The organism is Gemmatimonadota bacterium (assembly GCA_022560615.1).
In the GTDB taxonomy this organism is placed as follows: Bacteria; Gemmatimonadota; Gemmatimonadetes; order Longimicrobiales; family Gaopeijiaceae; genus UBA1138.
Map to the genome: position 1 here is coordinate 37,980 of JADFSR010000004.1, position 15,707 is coordinate 53,686.

Annotated in this window: 14 protein-coding genes; 7 read left to right on the forward strand and 7 right to left on the reverse strand. The window is 64.6% G+C overall.

What is annotated here, in order from left to right:
* Positions 1–54 precede the first annotated feature (54 nt).
* Positions 55–2,085 carry a PQQ-binding-like beta-propeller repeat protein gene (locus tag IIB36_03845; protein ID MCH7530879.1) on the forward strand — a complete coding sequence of 677 codons (2,031 nt, stop codon included), beginning with the start codon at positions 55–57 and terminating at the stop codon, positions 2,083–2,085.
* Between the two features lie 59 nt (positions 2,086–2,144).
* The gene (locus IIB36_03850; protein MCH7530880.1) at positions 2,145–3,176 is read left to right on the forward strand and encodes a hypothetical protein; all 1,032 of its coding nucleotides are present in this window, start codon (positions 2,145–2,147) and stop codon (positions 3,174–3,176) included.
* Positions 3,177–3,215: 39 nt separating this feature from the next.
* Here IIB36_03850 and IIB36_03855 read toward each other — a convergent pair whose 3' ends face one another.
* The gene (locus IIB36_03855; GenBank protein ID MCH7530881.1) at positions 3,216–3,647 is read right to left on the reverse strand and encodes a heme-binding protein; all 432 of its coding nucleotides are present in this window, start codon (positions 3,645–3,647) and stop codon (positions 3,216–3,218) included.
* A 68-nt stretch (positions 3,648–3,715) separates the two neighbouring features.
* Between IIB36_03855 and IIB36_03860 the strand changes: the two genes are divergently transcribed.
* Complete coding sequence (locus IIB36_03860) at positions 3,716–4,069, forward strand: hypothetical protein (protein MCH7530882.1); 354 nt, start codon at positions 3,716–3,718, stop codon at positions 4,067–4,069.
* Positions 4,070–4,099: 30 nt separating this feature from the next.
* Here IIB36_03860 and IIB36_03865 read toward each other — a convergent pair whose 3' ends face one another.
* Positions 4,100–5,341 carry a serine hydrolase gene (locus IIB36_03865; protein MCH7530883.1) on the reverse strand — a complete coding sequence of 414 codons (1,242 nt, stop codon included), beginning with the start codon at positions 5,339–5,341 and terminating at the stop codon, positions 4,100–4,102.
* Between the two features lie 231 nt (positions 5,342–5,572).
* Here IIB36_03865 and IIB36_03870 point away from each other — a divergent pair, with 231 nt between their 5' ends.
* The gene (locus tag IIB36_03870; GenBank protein ID MCH7530884.1) at positions 5,573–6,778 is read left to right on the forward strand and encodes a twin-arginine translocation signal domain-containing protein; all 1,206 of its coding nucleotides are present in this window, start codon (positions 5,573–5,575) and stop codon (positions 6,776–6,778) included.
* 13 nt (positions 6,779–6,791) lie between these two features.
* Here the strand turns inward: IIB36_03870 and IIB36_03875 are convergent, their stop codons facing one another.
* Genes IIB36_03875 through IIB36_03890 form a run of 4 tightly spaced genes read right to left on the reverse strand, consistent with a single transcriptional unit; the run spans position 6,792 to position 9,950 of the window.
* Positions 6,792–7,394 carry a scramblase gene (locus IIB36_03875; protein ID MCH7530885.1) on the reverse strand — a complete coding sequence of 201 codons (603 nt, stop codon included), beginning with the start codon at positions 7,392–7,394 and terminating at the stop codon, positions 6,792–6,794.
* Positions 7,395–7,424: 30 nt separating this feature from the next.
* On the reverse strand, positions 7,425–8,663 hold the full coding sequence (locus IIB36_03880; protein ID MCH7530886.1) for an ATP-grasp domain-containing protein: 1,239 nt from the start codon (positions 8,661–8,663) through the stop codon (positions 7,425–7,427).
* Between the two features lie 23 nt (positions 8,664–8,686).
* Positions 8,687–9,298 (reverse strand): NifU family protein, encoded by a 612-nt coding sequence (locus tag IIB36_03885; protein ID MCH7530887.1) that lies wholly within the window; start codon positions 9,296–9,298, stop codon positions 8,687–8,689.
* A 4-nt stretch (positions 9,299–9,302) separates the two neighbouring features.
* The gene (locus IIB36_03890) at positions 9,303–9,950 is read right to left on the reverse strand and encodes a CDGSH iron-sulfur domain-containing protein (protein ID MCH7530888.1); all 648 of its coding nucleotides are present in this window, start codon (positions 9,948–9,950) and stop codon (positions 9,303–9,305) included.
* 132 nt (positions 9,951–10,082) lie between these two features.
* Here IIB36_03890 and IIB36_03895 point away from each other — a divergent pair, with 132 nt between their 5' ends.
* Positions 10,083–12,470 carry an ABC transporter permease gene (locus IIB36_03895; GenBank protein MCH7530889.1) on the forward strand — a complete coding sequence of 796 codons (2,388 nt, stop codon included), beginning with the start codon at positions 10,083–10,085 and terminating at the stop codon, positions 12,468–12,470.
* An 87-nt stretch (positions 12,471–12,557) separates the two neighbouring features.
* Here the strand turns inward: IIB36_03895 and IIB36_03900 are convergent, their stop codons facing one another.
* The gene (locus IIB36_03900) at positions 12,558–13,859 is read right to left on the reverse strand and encodes a hypothetical protein (protein MCH7530890.1); all 1,302 of its coding nucleotides are present in this window, start codon (positions 13,857–13,859) and stop codon (positions 12,558–12,560) included.
* Between the two features lie 257 nt (positions 13,860–14,116).
* Between IIB36_03900 and IIB36_03905 the strand changes: the two genes are divergently transcribed.
* Together IIB36_03905 and IIB36_03910 are read left to right on the forward strand one after the other, a co-directional pair.
* Entirely contained in the window at positions 14,117–15,166 is a 1,050-nt protein-coding gene (locus IIB36_03905; GenBank protein ID MCH7530891.1) for a hypothetical protein, read from the forward strand.
* Between the two features lie 5 nt (positions 15,167–15,171).
* Positions 15,172–15,630, forward strand: coding sequence for a hypothetical protein (locus tag IIB36_03910; protein MCH7530892.1), 459 nt, complete (start codon positions 15,172–15,174; stop codon positions 15,628–15,630).
* The last annotated feature ends 77 nt before the right edge of the window (positions 15,631–15,707 follow it).

Here is a 15,707-nt window from a genome sequence, read left to right on the forward strand (position 1 = left end):
AGAGGGTCACCGTAGCTCCGATTCAGTCCCACCATCTGAGGCGAGGCTATCATTATGTGCGAGAGGCGCCTGGCTACGCTGCCACGACTCATCGGTCGGAGCATGGCGTTGGTTCTGGTACTCGTCGGCGGCACTACGCTTCCGGCGGTGGCTCAGGACCGCGGCAACCCTTACGGCGAGTGGCGCTACTGGGGCGCCGACCAGTGGAGCACGAGGTACTCCCCCCTCGACCAGATCAACGCCGACAATTTCGAGGAGCTGGAGGTCGCGTGGATATGGCGTGGAGACAACTTCGGGCCGGCGCCCGACTTCATCATGCGCTCGACGCCGATCTACGCGGATGGCTTGCTGTACACGGTTGCCGGGACGCGGCGCACGTTGGTCGCCCTCGACCCGGCCACGGGTGAGACGCTTTGGACCTTCCGCGAACCGTACACGGAGCGCTGGCAGGGCTCACCCCGCAAGAACTATGGCCGAGGCGTCGCTTACGCCGAGATCGACGGACGGGGCGTGATCTACATGGTCACGCCTGGCTTTTTCCTGCACGCACTGGACGCCAAGACCGGGGAACCGCTGGAAGGCTTCGGAGGACAGATCCCGATCGACGGGTTCCGTGAGACCGGGACCGTCGACATGCTGGCGACCCTCGGGCATCCCTACGACGTGTACTCGGGGATCGACCCGACACGCGGGTCGATCACGACCTCATCGGCGCCGCTCGTAGTAGACGGGGTGCTCGTCGTCGGGAACTCGGCGCACCAAGGAGGTCGCTATTCGAGGATCGAGAACGTTCCGGGTGACGTCCAGGCTTTCGACGCCAGAACCGGCGAGCACCTGTGGACCTTCCATACTATTCCTCGGCCTGGTGAGTTCGGGAACGACACCTGGGAGGAGGGTGCGTGGCAGTGGGCCGGCAACGTGAATGCCTGGCCACCGCTGTCGGCTGACGCGGAACTCGGCATCGTCTACCTCCCCACGGACGCCCCCACGAATGACTACTTCGGCGGCTTCCGACCGGGCGACAACCTCTTCGGCAGCAGCCTGATCGCGGTGGACCTGCACACAGGCGAGAGACGGTGGCACTTCCAGATGATTCACCACGACATCTGGGACTGGGATAACCCGGTTGCTCCGATTCTCGTGGACCTTACGGTGGATGGTGTGGAGATCCCCGCCGTCGTGCAGACCACCAAGCAGACGTTCGTCTACGCCTTCAACCGTGAGACCGGAGAACCGATCTGGCCGATCCCGGAGACTCCCGTGCCGCCTGGCGACGTACCGGGAGAGTGGTACTCGCCCACGCAACCCATCCCGTCCTGGCCCCTCGGCTACGAGCTGCAGGGGCTCAGCGTGGACGATCTCATCGACTTCACGCCCGAGCTGCGCGCGATGGCGATCGAGCAGGTCAGCGACATCAAGCTGGGGCCGATCTTCACCCCGTGGGTGCACGTGGGGAACGCTGACGCCTACCGGGCCACCGCCCAGTGCCCGAGCGCGACCGGCGGCACGAATATCATAGGCGGAACCGTCATGGATCCGGAAACCGGGATCATGTATGTGGCCTCGCGGAAGGCATGCACCGGAGGCGTGCTCGCCGCAGGATCGGAGCGAGACGACGGAGGTCCTGGCGGTCTGGGCGTCACGGTCGTCGACTGGATGTCGGGTGGAGGCGGTGGCTTCGCCGCCATGGATGGCCTCCCGATCTTCAAGCCACCTTACGGTCGCATCACGGCGATCGACATGAACACCGGGGAGCACCTCTGGTGGATCCCGAACGGAGACACGCCGGAGAGGATCGCGAACCACCCGCTGCTCGAGGGCATCGATCTTCCCAACACCGGCTACCAAGGACACTCCACGGCACTCATCACGCGCAGTCTCCTGATGTTCGCCGAAGGACGGGGCGGACGGGCTCTCTGGTACGCGGCCGACAAGCGGACCGGAGAGAGGATCGGAGCCGTAGATCTCCCGGCGCCGTCGAGTACTGCACCCATGACCTATCTGCACGAGGGCGTGCAGTACATCGTGGTGCCCATCGCCGGAAATGGGATTCCGGGGTCGCTCGCTGCGCTGCGGCTACGGTAACGGAGGGGCCCAAGCAGAGGCATCTTGCAAGGGTGTCCCCTCGACTCGGAGGACGGGAGATGAGCGTTCGATATTCGACTCCACTCCTTGTGCTATGCGTGGCGCTCTCGGCGGTCGTATTGGCTTCGACCGCCGCGGCGCAGGCCCCGACCCGTGACGCCGGAAATTGGGTCGTGCCGCGGACGGCCGATGGTCATCCGGACCTGCAGGGGAACTGGACCAACGCGACGATCACTCGGTTCCAGCGCGAAGAGGACAAAGGCCCCGTCCTGACCTGGGATGAGGTGGCCGAGCTCGAAGGCAGGGCAGTGGCTCGCGTCGTGAGGGGTGCCGAGCCGAGCGACCCGAATCGCGCGGCGCCGGACGTCACAGGAGGAGTCGGGACCTACAACGACTTCTATTGGGATCGAGGCAAAGTAGTCGCCATCGTCAACGGTGAACCCAGGAGCTCCCTCCTGACGAATCCGCCGGATGGCCGCAGGCCGCCGTTCACGAGCGAGGGCGAGCAGAGGATCGCTGAGTACCGGGCGTTGCGGGAGCAGTTCGGTCAGTACGACAACCCAGAGAATCGACCGTTAGGCGAGCGCTGCCTCATGTCGTTCGGTTCGAGTGCCGGCCCCCCGATGATCCCCAACAACGCCTACAACAACAACTACACCATCGTACAGACCTCCGACTACGTCATGATCGTGACGGAGATGGTGCACGACGTGCGCATCATCCGGCTGGGCGAACCTGATCCGCTGCCTGATCACGTGCGTCCGTGGATGGGCGACTCCTGGGGACGGTGGGAAGGGGACGTGCTCGTGGTCGAGACGACCAACATCCATCCGCTGCAGACCTTCCGAGGGATTCCCCCTTCGAAGCATCGGAAGGTGATCGAGCGTTTCACCCGGGTCGACGAGGAGACCGTCCTCTACGAGTTCACGATCGACGATCCCGAGACGTATACGCGCCCCTGGGGCGGTGCGATTCCGTTCAAGGCGTTCCGTGAGCCGCTCTACGAGTATTCCTGTCACGAGGGAAACTACGCGCTCTCCGCCGTGCTGAGCGGCGCGCGTTACCAGGAAAGGCAGGCCGGGCGAGATTGATGTTAGCCGAGTCCCGACGCGGATGTGGGTGTGCCGGTTTCAGCCGGTCTCCGGCGTCAGGCCGGCCGCAGCGATGCCCGCGAGACCGCACACCTCGTCATTGTCTGATGAGTCGCCAGTGACACCTACCGCCCCGACGATGACTCCGTCGGGGTCCTTCGCGAGTAGGCCACCCGGAACGGGAATCAGCGCGCCTCCAATCGCCGCTGTGGCAGCCGAGACGAAATAGGGTTGCTGTTCAGCTCGGGCCATGAGGGCCCGTGAGCCGACGCCCAGGCCGATCGCGCCGTATGCTTTTCCGTGCGCGATCTGAAATCGGAGGTTGGATGCCCCGTCCTCGCGCTCGAAGGCCTTTACGTGGCCCCCCGCGTCGAGGACCACCACGGACAGTGGCGAAAGTCCCAGCTCGTGGCCTTTCGCCAGCGTCGCCGCAATGATCGCGCGGGCGGTACGGAGATCAATAAACGTCACGTCGCACTCCTTGGCTTGTGCTCTAGTCGCTGAGCATTATGCTGCGGCTTGAAGGCGACTCCGTCAAAATGAGGCGGCCACGGCCGGACGAGCGCCACGGGCTGTTCGCGCGACGCTACCTGACCATCACCGAGGGCATCAGGGAGATCACGCTGATCATCGAGCAGGCGATGCTCGAGGGTGTTCATGAAGCCGTCGGGGAGCGCCCGGCACGCATCGCCCGGGGGATCGCGAGCCTGTCGGTTTCCTTGAGCGAGGACAACCTTTCCGCGCCCGGCGTGCTTTACCGCCTCCTCCAGCCCCTCGCTCTCCAGGGCGTGAATCTGGCGGAAGTCGCCTCCACCACGACGGAGTTCCACTTCTACCTCGCCGAAGACGACGTGATGCTCGCGCTCGAGTCGTTGTACGGAGCGTTTCGGTGAAATGCGGCTGGCGGTGCCCCGCTGCCGTGGTTAATTGCTGGCCGCGACGGCCCCCATCGCATCGAGCACCGTATGGACGACGTTCGTGAACGCGCCCCCGCGGATCCAGCGCGCGACGATTACGAGCTCGTTCTCCGGATCGACATAGATGAGGTTCGAGCCGGCGCCCGTATGCGTCCACGTGTACTCGGGCGCGTTCGCATAGCGCCGCTGATCCGTGTTGAGCGAGAAGTTCATGAAGCCGTACGTGCGGTTCACCTTGCCGGGCGTGGTGGCCATGTCGATCCACTCTTCAGAGATCAGCTGCTTCCCGTTCCAGTTCCCCTTGTGCATGGTCAGCAGACCGAACCGCGCCTGATCGAAGGCGCTGATGAGCATGCCGCCGCCCCAATGAGCGCCCCCGCTCACCGCCTGGACCCTGCGGCCGTCCATGGTGATCCACGAGTTGTCGTATCCGTGCCAGCGCCACGTCGGTGACGCGCCGATGGGGTCCATGATGTATTCCCGCAGAACCTCGGGAAGCGGTTGCCTCCAAACGCCCATCGCGACCAGCGCGAGAAGGTTCACCCGGGTGTCGTTATACTCGTAGACCGTGCCAGGCTCGAAGCGGGCCCGCGTCCCCCAGGTGCTGCGATCCTCGTCGGGACGATCGGCCCATTCGGGCTTGCCCCACAGCGTGCCTTCCCAGTCACTCGTCTGACGCAGCATATCGTCCCACGTGATCTTACGGTTGTGCTCGGACTCGAACAGCAGCTTGGGCCTGCGCCCGGCCTCGTCCCCCGGCTCCCCGTCTCCGCTCTCGAGGACGATCGGTGCGACGTACGGGCGGACCAGGTCGTGCACGTCCGCGATCAGGCCGCGGTCGTAGGCCAAGCCGACCGTCGTGGACAGAAAGCTCTTGGACACGCTGAAAGTGTTGTCGACCTTATGCGGGTCACCCCACTCGGCGATGATGTAGCCCTTGTGCACGATCAGTCCGGTCTGGGGCGCTCGGACCGTGAACGGGCCCACCGCCTCTCCGCGCGGCTCGCGCCCGAAGGTCATCTCGTGGTTGAAGGCCAGATCTCTGGGCGAGGTCGATTCGCCCGCGATCGCGATCTCGATCGCCCGCTGGATGGCGACCGCATCGAACCCGGCTTCCTGAGGACTCTTGCGTTCCCAGTCGAGATGCTTGCCCGGCCAGTACGTTTGGGCGGATGCGAGCTCCGTCGCGAATAGTAGTGCGATGAGCGCGAGCAGCGCTCGCAGGGGTGTCGACGGGTGCCGAGACATGGAAACCTCCGAGGTTGCCTTGGAACGAGCTGCGGACCGGTGGATCTGTCCTCCCCAAGCTTAGACGGCGTCGTCGGTGTGCGCCATGCGAATGGCCCTTGCGGGCGTCTAGACGGTCGGCCCGTCAGCGGTTGCTGCGCGTGCAGCCAAGCAGCGTCCCCGCGGGAACGTGCTTATGTTCCCGCGAGAGGTGTCGGGGCTCCGAAATGACAAGCCGATCGGGAGGTAGCGGTGAACACGACTGCCAAGGAACGGGTGACCCGGGCAGGAATCATGACCCCGACCCGACGGGACTTCCTCAAGACCGCGGGAGCCGTCGGAGCGGGAATCGCCTTCGGCGGCATATCCGCGTGTGCCCCCGACGCGCAGGGTCGGGACCCTTCGGCCGCGAGCGAGTCGACTTCCAAACGGCTTCTGATCCTCGGAGGGACCGGCTTCATCGGGCCCAACATGGTCCGCTACGCCGTCGAGCGTGGACACGAGGTGAGCATCTTCACGAGAGGTCGCTCCGGCGCGGAGCTCCCCGCTGGCGTTGAGCGCTTGATCGGGGATCGCAACGACGACCATACCGCGCTCGAGGGTAGGACGTGGGATGTCGTCCTCGACAACAACGCCCAGGACTACCGCTGGGTGCAGAAGAGCACCGAGCTCCTGAAGGACGCGGCCGAGCAGTACGTCTTCGTCTCGTCGATCTCGGCCTACGATCTCGAAGGCTTCGGTTGGGGCAACAAGGACCGGATCCTCATGGAGCCGATCGTCGACGAGGGCTACCAGCGGATCTCGGCCCCGGAGGGGTGGAGCGACGGGGACGACGCGCCATACGGTCTCATGAAATCGCTCAGCGAGGACATCGCCCACGCCGCGTTCCCGGGTCGAACCACCGTCGTACGCCCCGGTCTCATCGTTGGTCCCGGCGACCGGACGGACCGCTTCACGTACTGGCCCGTGCGGATCGACGAGGGGGGAGAGGTGCTGGCTCCGGGCAATCCATCGCATGCCAACCAGATCATCGATCAGCGGGATCTCACCGAGTGGATCGTGCGACTCGCCGAGGACGGCACCACCGGAGACTTCAACGGTGTCGGACCCGGTTACCGGCTCACGATGGGAGAAATGCTCGAGCAGATCGGGACCATCGCTTCGAACGCGTTCGAGCTCACCTGGGTCTCGGAGGACTTCCTGGAAGCTCAGGGAGTGGCGCCCTGGAGCGACCTCCCGACATGGATTCCGGGGGATGCGCTGATGTTCGTTGCCTTTCAGAAAGCCGTCGATGCTGGGCTGACGTACCGGCCCATCCCTGTCACCGCGCGCGACACTCTGGAGTGGGACAAGACGCGTCCGGCTGAGCAGAGAGCCAACCGCCGCTTCGGGTGGAGCCGGGATCGGGAGCGCGAGGTCCTCGACGCTTGGCACGCCGAGCTGGGCAGGGACCAGTAGTCCAAGCGCGCTTCTATCGATTGCCTTTGTTCTCGAAGTGAACAAAGTCGATCAGGAAGACCGCGCCGAGCGCAAGCGTCTTCCGCTCGACGGGCCAATCGGACGGAAACGTCACGCCGAAGTTGTCCGCGTCGGTAAAGGATTCCTTCAGCAACCCGGTCCATTTCTTCTGAATCATCCCTCGCTCCCTGCCCCCTTCGAGGATCTTGAATGTCCACGGGTGAAGGAGGGGACCGAATAGATCAAAGACTTTGTTGCCATCGTTGGAGAGCACCGAGTAGAGCCGCCGAAGAACCGAAAACTGCCTTTCCACCCTTCCAACCAGCTTGCCGGAGCCGTCGAAGATCGACGCACTGTGGAAGTAGAATCGGAAGGGACGCTCGATGCGGAGCAAGGTCTTACCACCTCGATCCAGGACATCGATGGCAAAGGGCCTGTACGCTTTGAGAAAGAGGCGGGCGAGGACCGATCCTGGTTCCTCGACAGCGTAGAACAATTCGTTCCCGCGCTCGTCGGAGACCACGTACTTGTTGCGGCCTTCGAAACCGCTCAGGATTTCTCCCCACTCCTTCTTTTGGCTTACCGCGAGCTTACCTACCGATTCCAGCCTCTTCATATCTCCCCCTTTTCCCGCCTCCACACGCCCTCACGCGCTTTCGATTCGCACCTCGATTCGAGTGTGCGCGGCCCGGAGCGCGCGCTCTACCTGATCGGGAGTCTCCGCCCTGGCGAAGAGGAACCCCAGGTAGCGATTGCCCTCGGGCAGGGGAAGGACGGTATGGCTCAGCGGGATCGTGATCTCGAGTCCTTCGATGTCCGGCACCTCGAGCGCGGCCTCCAGCCCGCGAACCTCGCGCAGGACCCCGGCCGCGGGGATCGGCAGCATCATGACTCCGGCAGCGCCGGGCTCTCGAACGAAGCCGTCGAGCGGCATGCCGAGGGAATGCCGCAGGATGAGCTGCTCGAGGGTCGCGTCGGGGTCGAACTTGAGGATCGCCGAGCAACGACCTCCGATAGAACGCGGGGCGATTTCGAGCAGTGAGATCCGGTCGCCGTCCACGCGCAACTCGGCGTGGATGGGGCCGTCATCGAGGCCCAGCTCAGCGGTGCACCGGCGGACGAACGACACAATGTCCTCCTGGACCCGATCCGGGACACGTGAAGGAGTCAGGAGGATGGTCTCCTCGAAGAACGGCCCCTCCAGGGGGTCCGGCTTGTCCAACATGGCCAGCGTGAGGAGCTCGCCTCGCGTCACGATCCCTTCAACGGCCACCTCACGCCCCGGTAGGTAGGCTTCGATCAGGATTTCCGCTGCTAGGTGCCCGCTTTTCGCAACGACATCGCTGCTCTCGAGGATCGCACGAATGCGGTGCCAGGCGCGGACGAACTGCTCGGGCGTATCGGCCCGAATCACGCCGCGGCTGGCCGAGAGCGCGAACGGCTTGAGAACACAGGGAAAGTCGATTCTGGACACGACAGCGACCGGATCGTCCTGTAATGGAGCGGTGTGGAACCAGGGTGATGAGAATCCAGCCGCCGAGAGTCGCCTCCTCATGAGAGCCTTGTTTCGGGCGTGCCGGACCGCGTCGGGTGGATGGTGCGTCAGTCCGAGAGCCTCGGACGCCGCCGCCGCCAACGGCGTGAAGTCGTCCTCCGCCGCCACGATCGCCGCCAGGGGATAGTCGGCGGCGAACCGCACGATGATCGCCGAAGATCGGGGGACGTCCCTTACCCCGAGCGTGAGCGTGCTGCCTGGAGTGAGATCGGCCAGCGCCTGCCGGTGATTGGAACCTACCGTCACGTCCACGCCCAGGCGGCGGGCCGCCTCGAGGAACGCCTCGGCTCGATAGGAGGTCCGGGCGAAGAGGAGAAGGACCCTTGGCAAAACGGTCCGCCGTTCGAGTGCCGCTACTTCTCGGCAGTGAAGTAGGGGTTATCGCCAGCCGCGTGGTTGGTTACGTCTTCGATGCCCACGATTTCTGGCACCTGTTCCTTCAGAATTCGCTCGATCCCCTGGCTGAGCGTTACCGACGCCATTCCGCAGCCCTGGCAGCCGCCGCCCATCTGGAGGTAGACGATGTCGTCCCTCACTTCGACCAGCGTAACGCGCCCGCCGTGCTGAGCCACGCCAGGGTTCACGTATTGATCGATCACCTGCTGAACCCGGTCGGCGAGAGGGCCCTCCAACGGCTTCGAGCCGATCGGCACCAGATTCGGGTTGTCCACCTTGAACCCGCTCTCCATCGGGCTTTCGATCCAATCGATGCGGGCGCCATCGAGGAGCTTCGCGCTTTCGGGGTCCACCACGACATCGAAGCCTTGCTCGTCGAACACGAGATCTTCTTCGCACTTCTCATCGTGGTCGATCAGCGTGATCTCGTAACGGGGATCGAGTGGACTCGGACTCGCGACCTGGACGCGGACCGCGGGCCCGCTGTCGCTGCCCGTGTCAGCGAATCGGAGGACCGCGTCTCTCGCGAGGTCCGTAAACTGGATGGGTGACCTCGTTGTGTCGCTCATGGTATCAATCCGCCTTGAATCCGATCGAGCTGTGGGTCCCGTCACAGAAGGGCTTGTTGGCCGACCCCCCGCACCGACAAAGTGCACCGGAAGCGCCGTCCGCGCTCGCCCCCGCGGGGCTTCGGATCTCAATGGGACCTCGGACCAGGATCGGTCCATTCGGAACGGGTGAAATTTCCAAGGCTTCCGCCTCGCCGCCCTCCGGCGGCTTCAGACCGTTGTCCCCGATCGTACCGGCGTCGGTGAATCCCGCCTCGAGGTGCGAGTTGTCGCAGAACGGCTTGTCTTTCGAGTGGCCACAGCGACAGAGCGCCGCCCTGGTCTCGTCGATCGTCTCGCCGTCGGGGAGGGCGATTCGTAGGCGGCCCGTGACGTAGAGTGGCCCGTCGGCCTCGACGCGCACTGTATTGGTTGGTGACGGCTGCTCCGCTCTGCCATCCGTCTGGCGGTAGTGCAGCGCGCCAGTCGGACAGCTCTCGATCGTGTGGATGAGATCTGCCGTGGCCGCCTTGCTGGGGTCGATCCAGGGCCGACGTCCGGCGTCGAACACGTCCGGCAGACCATGTATGCACTCCTCTGCATGGATGCAGCGCTTGACGTCGTACTCGACGACCAACTCGTCGGCTTCGTACGAGCGGATTTTTCGAGTCACGTGAGGCCCCTCTTCATGCAAGATTTGGCTGGCACCGGCGGGTTGCTCAACGCGGGGGACTGGCCCCTAGCCTTACCCTAGTTTAGGGGGCTGCTCGGAAAAGGAAACTATAGAGTCCCTCCGGGATCATCCATGGATCAGTTGCTCCAAGACATCCGCTTCGCGTTTCGCTCGCTGATCAAGAGCCCCATGTTGGCGGTAGCGTCGGTGGCGTCGCTTGCGCTTGGGATCGGCTCCAGCTCGGCGGTCTTCAGCGCCATCGACACCTTCATGTTCAGGCCTCTCGAGTTCGAGGACTCGGACGACCTGGTCCTGGTGTCGTCGACGAATGAGGCACGCGCGTCGACGTCGAGCAGCTCTCCCGGTGACTTTCGGGATTGGCGCGCCGCCGCACGGACGGTCGAGCTCGCGGCGTACACCGGCGCCGGCCTGAACCTCACGACGGCCGATGGCGCCACCCGCCTCGACGGGCTGGCCGTCTCTTGGAATTTCTTCGACATCCTGCGTGAGAGCCCGCAACTGGGCCGAAGCTTCGGTCCGGACGAAGAGCGCATCGGAGCGCCGCGCGTCGCCATTCTGGCCAACGAGGTCTGGCAGCAGACGTACGGCGGCGATCCGACTGTCGTGGGTCGCGTGCTCTCCCTCGACGGAGAGCCTACCGAGATCGTCGGGATCATGCCCGAGGACTTCCAGTTCGGTCAGCGACAGGACATCTGGATCCCGCTCCGCTTCAGCGGCGAGGAGCGGCGGGGGGACCGCTCCCTCGAGGTCCTGGGCAGGATCGCATCCGCGTCGTCGCTGGAAGGGGTAAGGGCGGAGCTCTCGGGGATCGCCGCCAGACTCGCTGACGAGTTCCCCGATTCGAATGCGGAGGTCGGGGTCGAGGTGCGGACCGTTCAGGACGTGTGGTTCGACGAGGGCTTCCGCGAGGGGACGCTGATCGGGGGTGCCGCGGTCTTCTTCGTTTTGCTCATCGCGTGCGCCAACGTCGCGAACCTGCTCCTGGCGAGGGGCGCCGACCGCGAGCGCGAGATCGCGCTGCGAGCGGCGATCGGGGCTGGTCGGGGTCGCCTCATCCGCCAGCTCCTGACGGAGAGCCTGATCTTGGCACTGATCGGCGGCACCGTGGGGCTGGGGATCGCTTATATCGGGATGGAGGGCATTCGCGGGATCTTCCCGCCCGACGTTCCTGGTGTGAACCGGCTGGCGCTCGACGCGCGCATGCTCGCGTTCACTGGTGGCATAACCGCGCTGGCAGGCGTGCTCTTCGGATTGGCTCCGGCCCTGCAGACGAGCATGACCAACCTCCGTGACTCGCTCGGGGCGGGCGGCCGGTCGGGCACGAGTCGACGGGGGGGACGCATTCGGAACGGGCTGGTCATGGCCGAGATCGCCCTCTCGGTCGTCCTGCTCATCTCGGCGGTCCTTCTCGTGAAGGCGTTCGCGCAGATTCGGGCGAACGAGCTCGGCTTCGACCTGGACGAGGTCGCCACGATGCAGCTGTCGCTTTCGGAGGCGAAGTATCCGGAGCCCGAGGACCTCAGGGCCTTCAACCAGACCGTGCTGGAGCGCCTCGCTGGCGTGCCCGGCGTGGAGCTCGTCGCCGCAGCGAACCTACGACCGATGCAGGGCAACACGGCCGCCACCTACACGGTGTCGGGAGACGACCCGCCGGAGCCGGGACGCGAGCCGGTTGTGAACGTGCGGTACGTTTCACCGGACTACTTCGGCGTCATGGGGATCGAGCTCTCGAGGGGGCGAGCTCTCGCCGATGCTGATCAGCACGACACCGCCCCCGTCATCGTTGTGAACGAGACGTTCGCAAACCGGCACTGGGAAGGTCGTTCGCCGCTCGGGGAGCGCGTCCACATCTGGGAGACGGACTCTGAGATCGTGGGAGTCGTACCGGACACTCGAGACTTGGGCCCGGACAGCCCACCGGGCGTGATGGTCTACGCCCCCCTGGCTCAGCGGACATGGCGGAATCCGATCCTGATGGTGAGATCTGATCGGGACATCGCTACGATTGCGGCATCGGTTCGCGAGACCGTCCGCGGCATCGATCCCGAGCAAGCCGTCTACGACTTCAGGACGCTGCGCGACGTGCTCGACGAGAGGCTCTCCGGGAACGTTGCAATGGCGAAGGTATTGGCCGTTTTAGCGCTCATCGCGTTCGTGCTCTCGGCGGTGGGCGTGTACGGGGTCATGGCGTACTCGGTCGCCCGCCGGACGCAGGAGATGGGGATTCGGCAGAGCCTGGGAGCCGACCGCCGCAATGTGCGTGCGCTGGTCGTGCGACAAGGCCTCACCATGGCCGGGATCGGCATCGTCGCTGGCTTGATCATCTCGTCGGCGGCCACGCGACTCCTCGCTTTCTTTCTCTTCGGCGTCTCCCCGTTCGATCTGGTGGCGTTCGGAGGCGTGCCGCTTGCGCTCCTGCTCACCGCTCTCGCGGCGAGTTGGCTCCCCGCGATCCGAGCGACCCGAGTGGACCCGGTCGTTGCGCTACGGAACGAGTAGTAGGGCGCAGAAAAGCCCCGACCTCCCGATGGGGGAGCCGGGGCTCGGACGTCTCGCGGCGTCCGCTTGGCTTTTACTGGAGGCTTTTTACTGGCCTCCACCCCTTCCGCGGTCCCTCGGGGGATCCGGGAAATTCCCATCGCCCACTACGAAATCGGTCTTCTCCAGCTTTCGAAAGCTCATGTAACCCTGGGACATCTCTGCGTGCGTGGGCCGACCCCACTTCACGTCGACGGTCGGATCCGGGTTGTTCGGGTTGTTCTCCGAGTTGTCCCACCAGAGTGTGAAGCGGAGCGTCGAGCCAGCCGGCACCTTGGGCGGCTCTGCGAACTTATACGTGTGCTGCCAGTTGAAGGCGTAGTTGGGCACGTGCAGAAGCGTCTCGTGCCGACCGTCCGGGTACGTGATCTCGTACTGGGCAGCCTTCCCGCGCAGGTGCATGTGCGGCATGAAGCTCAGGATCTCGACGTCTTCCTCGAACACATATTCCCGCGATGCGGAGTAGCTCTCAGCCCCGGCCGGGATCAAGATGGGGCGTATGAAGAGACCGTCGCCGCCCGTGACGTGGCGGATCACCTCACCCGGCTCCTTGAAGATGATCCCCGCCTGGATGTTCGTGCAAAGCGCCGTGCCAGGTCCCGGCTCCTTGTTGAAATGCATGTTGAACATGACCTCTCTCGGCCCCGCTCGCATCACCCGACTATAGCCTTCCTCGTACACACGAGGCGCGGCCCCTGGAACCAGACCCCCGACCGCGGAAATGATGTGGTGGACCGCCGGCCCGTTACGGTACTCGACCGATTTGATCCAGCGGTCTTCGGGAAGCATCTCCGCGGTGATCTGCGCGGGGAGATTGACGTAGATATCCCTGAGGTCGTCGTCCAGGCAGAAGTCCTCATCAAACTCGATGATGAGATCGGGCTCTCCCTGGGACCAACCGTTCAATGCCGCAGCCAGCGTGAGGAACTCCGGCACGGGTGGCGCGACGGCCGGATCCCCGGCCGGGGTGCCTCCCTCTGCCCACGCGATCAGCGTCGCCTTCTCCTCGTCTTCGAGGATGCGCTCGTTCTTGAACGTTCCCTTGTGTACGTCCGCGGCAGACCAAGGCGGCATCCGGCCTTCCTTCACCGCCGCTGCGATCCTACGCGCCCGTCGCCTCGCGTCCTCATACGTGAGCAGGGAGAACGGCGCGACGTTGCCTCCCATGTTCAGTCCGGAGGGCTGATGGCATGACGCACAGTTCTCGTGAATGATGGGGAGAACGTCGGCGTAGAACGTGGGAGCGTCGAGCGTCACCCCTGGTGTTGGATCGGCCGAAGCGACTTGGGTCACCTGGGCGGTCAACGGTCCAGCCGAGGCCTGCACGACGAACGCCACAAGGATGAACAAGGCAGAATCGAGGAGTCTGGGAGGGCTCGCAACTCGCATCTCAGCACCTTCCTGTGGGGAGGGTCTCGTGTGCCGGCTGGGCGCTGCCCAAGCGCAGCAACGCCAACTTCAATCAATACCCACGGCGTGGCGCCGCGGCAAGGGATCGAGGCGTTCTCGGACGGAACTGGCCTGACGGGCGACAGCGCCACATATTCGCGGGGTGCGGCGGATTCGAAGGTTGAGAATCACATCCGTTCGGACTATGGGAGATGAGCATGAGATACTCGACTTTGCTCCTCGCGCTGTGCGTCGCGATCGCGTTCCTCGGGATGGTTTCGCAGGCGGCGGCGCAGGCCCAGGCCCGCGACGCCGGGCATTGGGTTGTGCCGCGGACGGCCGATGGTCATCCGGACTTGCAGGGGAACTGGACCAACGTGACGGTCACTCCGTTCCAGCGGGAAGAAGGCAAGGGCCCCGTTCTCACCTCGGATGAGGTCGCCACGCTCGAAGGTCGGGCGGCTGCGCGAGTCGAGAGAGGCGCCCGGCCGAGCGACCCGGACCGGCCGCCGCCGGAGGCGGGCGGCTCGACCGGTGGCTACAACAACGTCTATATCGATCGCGGCAAGATCGTTGCCTTCGTCAACGGGGAAGCGAGGAGCTCGCTGCTCACGAATCCGCCCGATGGGCGCATGCCGCCCATGACGCTCGAAGGTGAGAAGAGGATCTCTGACTACCGGGCCTTCAGGGACCAATTCGGTCAGTACGACAACCCGGAGAATCGTCCGCTCGGCGAGCGCTGCATCATGTCGTTCGGGTCGAGTGCCGGCCCCCCGATGATCCCCAACAACTTCTACAACAACAACTACACGATCGTGCAGACCGCCGACTACGTGATGATCGTGACGGAGATGGTCCACGACGTGCGCATCATCCGGCTGGGCGAACCCGATCGGCTGCCGGATCATATGCGTCCGTGGATGGGCGACTCGTGGGGACGGTGGGAGGGTGACGCGCTCGTGGTCGAGACGAGCAATATCAATCCCCGGCAGACGTTCCGCGGAGTCCCGCCCTCGAAGCATCGGAAGGTGACCGAGCGCTTCACCCGGGTCGACGAGGAGACCATCCTCTACGAGTTCACGATCGACGATCCCGAGACGTATACGCGCCCCTGGGGCGGGGAGATCCCGTTCAAGGCGTTCGACGACCTCCTGTACGAGTATGCGTGTCACGAGGGGAACTACGCTCTCGACAACATCATGCGGGGCGCACGCTATCAAGAAAAGCAGGGAAACCAAAAGCAGGGAAACCGGCCCGAACAGAGGTGAGCATCATGCGATCAAAATCGGTTTTTTGGACAGCAGCATTCGGCGCCCTGGCGCTTCTCGTGTACGCGGTCCCGGCGGTAGCACATCACGCCTTTGGCGCGGAGTTCGACGCGGACGCGCCCATTCAGCTCAAGGGACCGATCGTGAAGCTCGAGTGGGTGAACCCGCACTCGTGGATTCACATCGAGATTACAACGGAAGATGGCTCGAAGGAGGTGTGGATGGTCGAGGGCGGCACGCCCAATGTGCTCGTGCGCCGCGGGCTCCGCCGCGAGTGCCTGCCCATTGGGACCGTGCTCGTCGTCGACGGTTTTCAGACGAAGGACCACACGCTCAAGCGAGCCAACGGCCGCGACGTCACGTTCCCGGACGGCAGGAAGTTCTTCCTGGGCTCGTCGGGTACCGGCGCGCCTGACGATGGCGCAGAGGCCCGGTCGCGCGGGTCCGACCCTGGGAGATGCTGACGCACCGATTTTGCGGGACTTTGCGGGACAGGGTCGCATGAGTCGCCTGTACGGTACTTCCCCGTGCGGCACTTCCC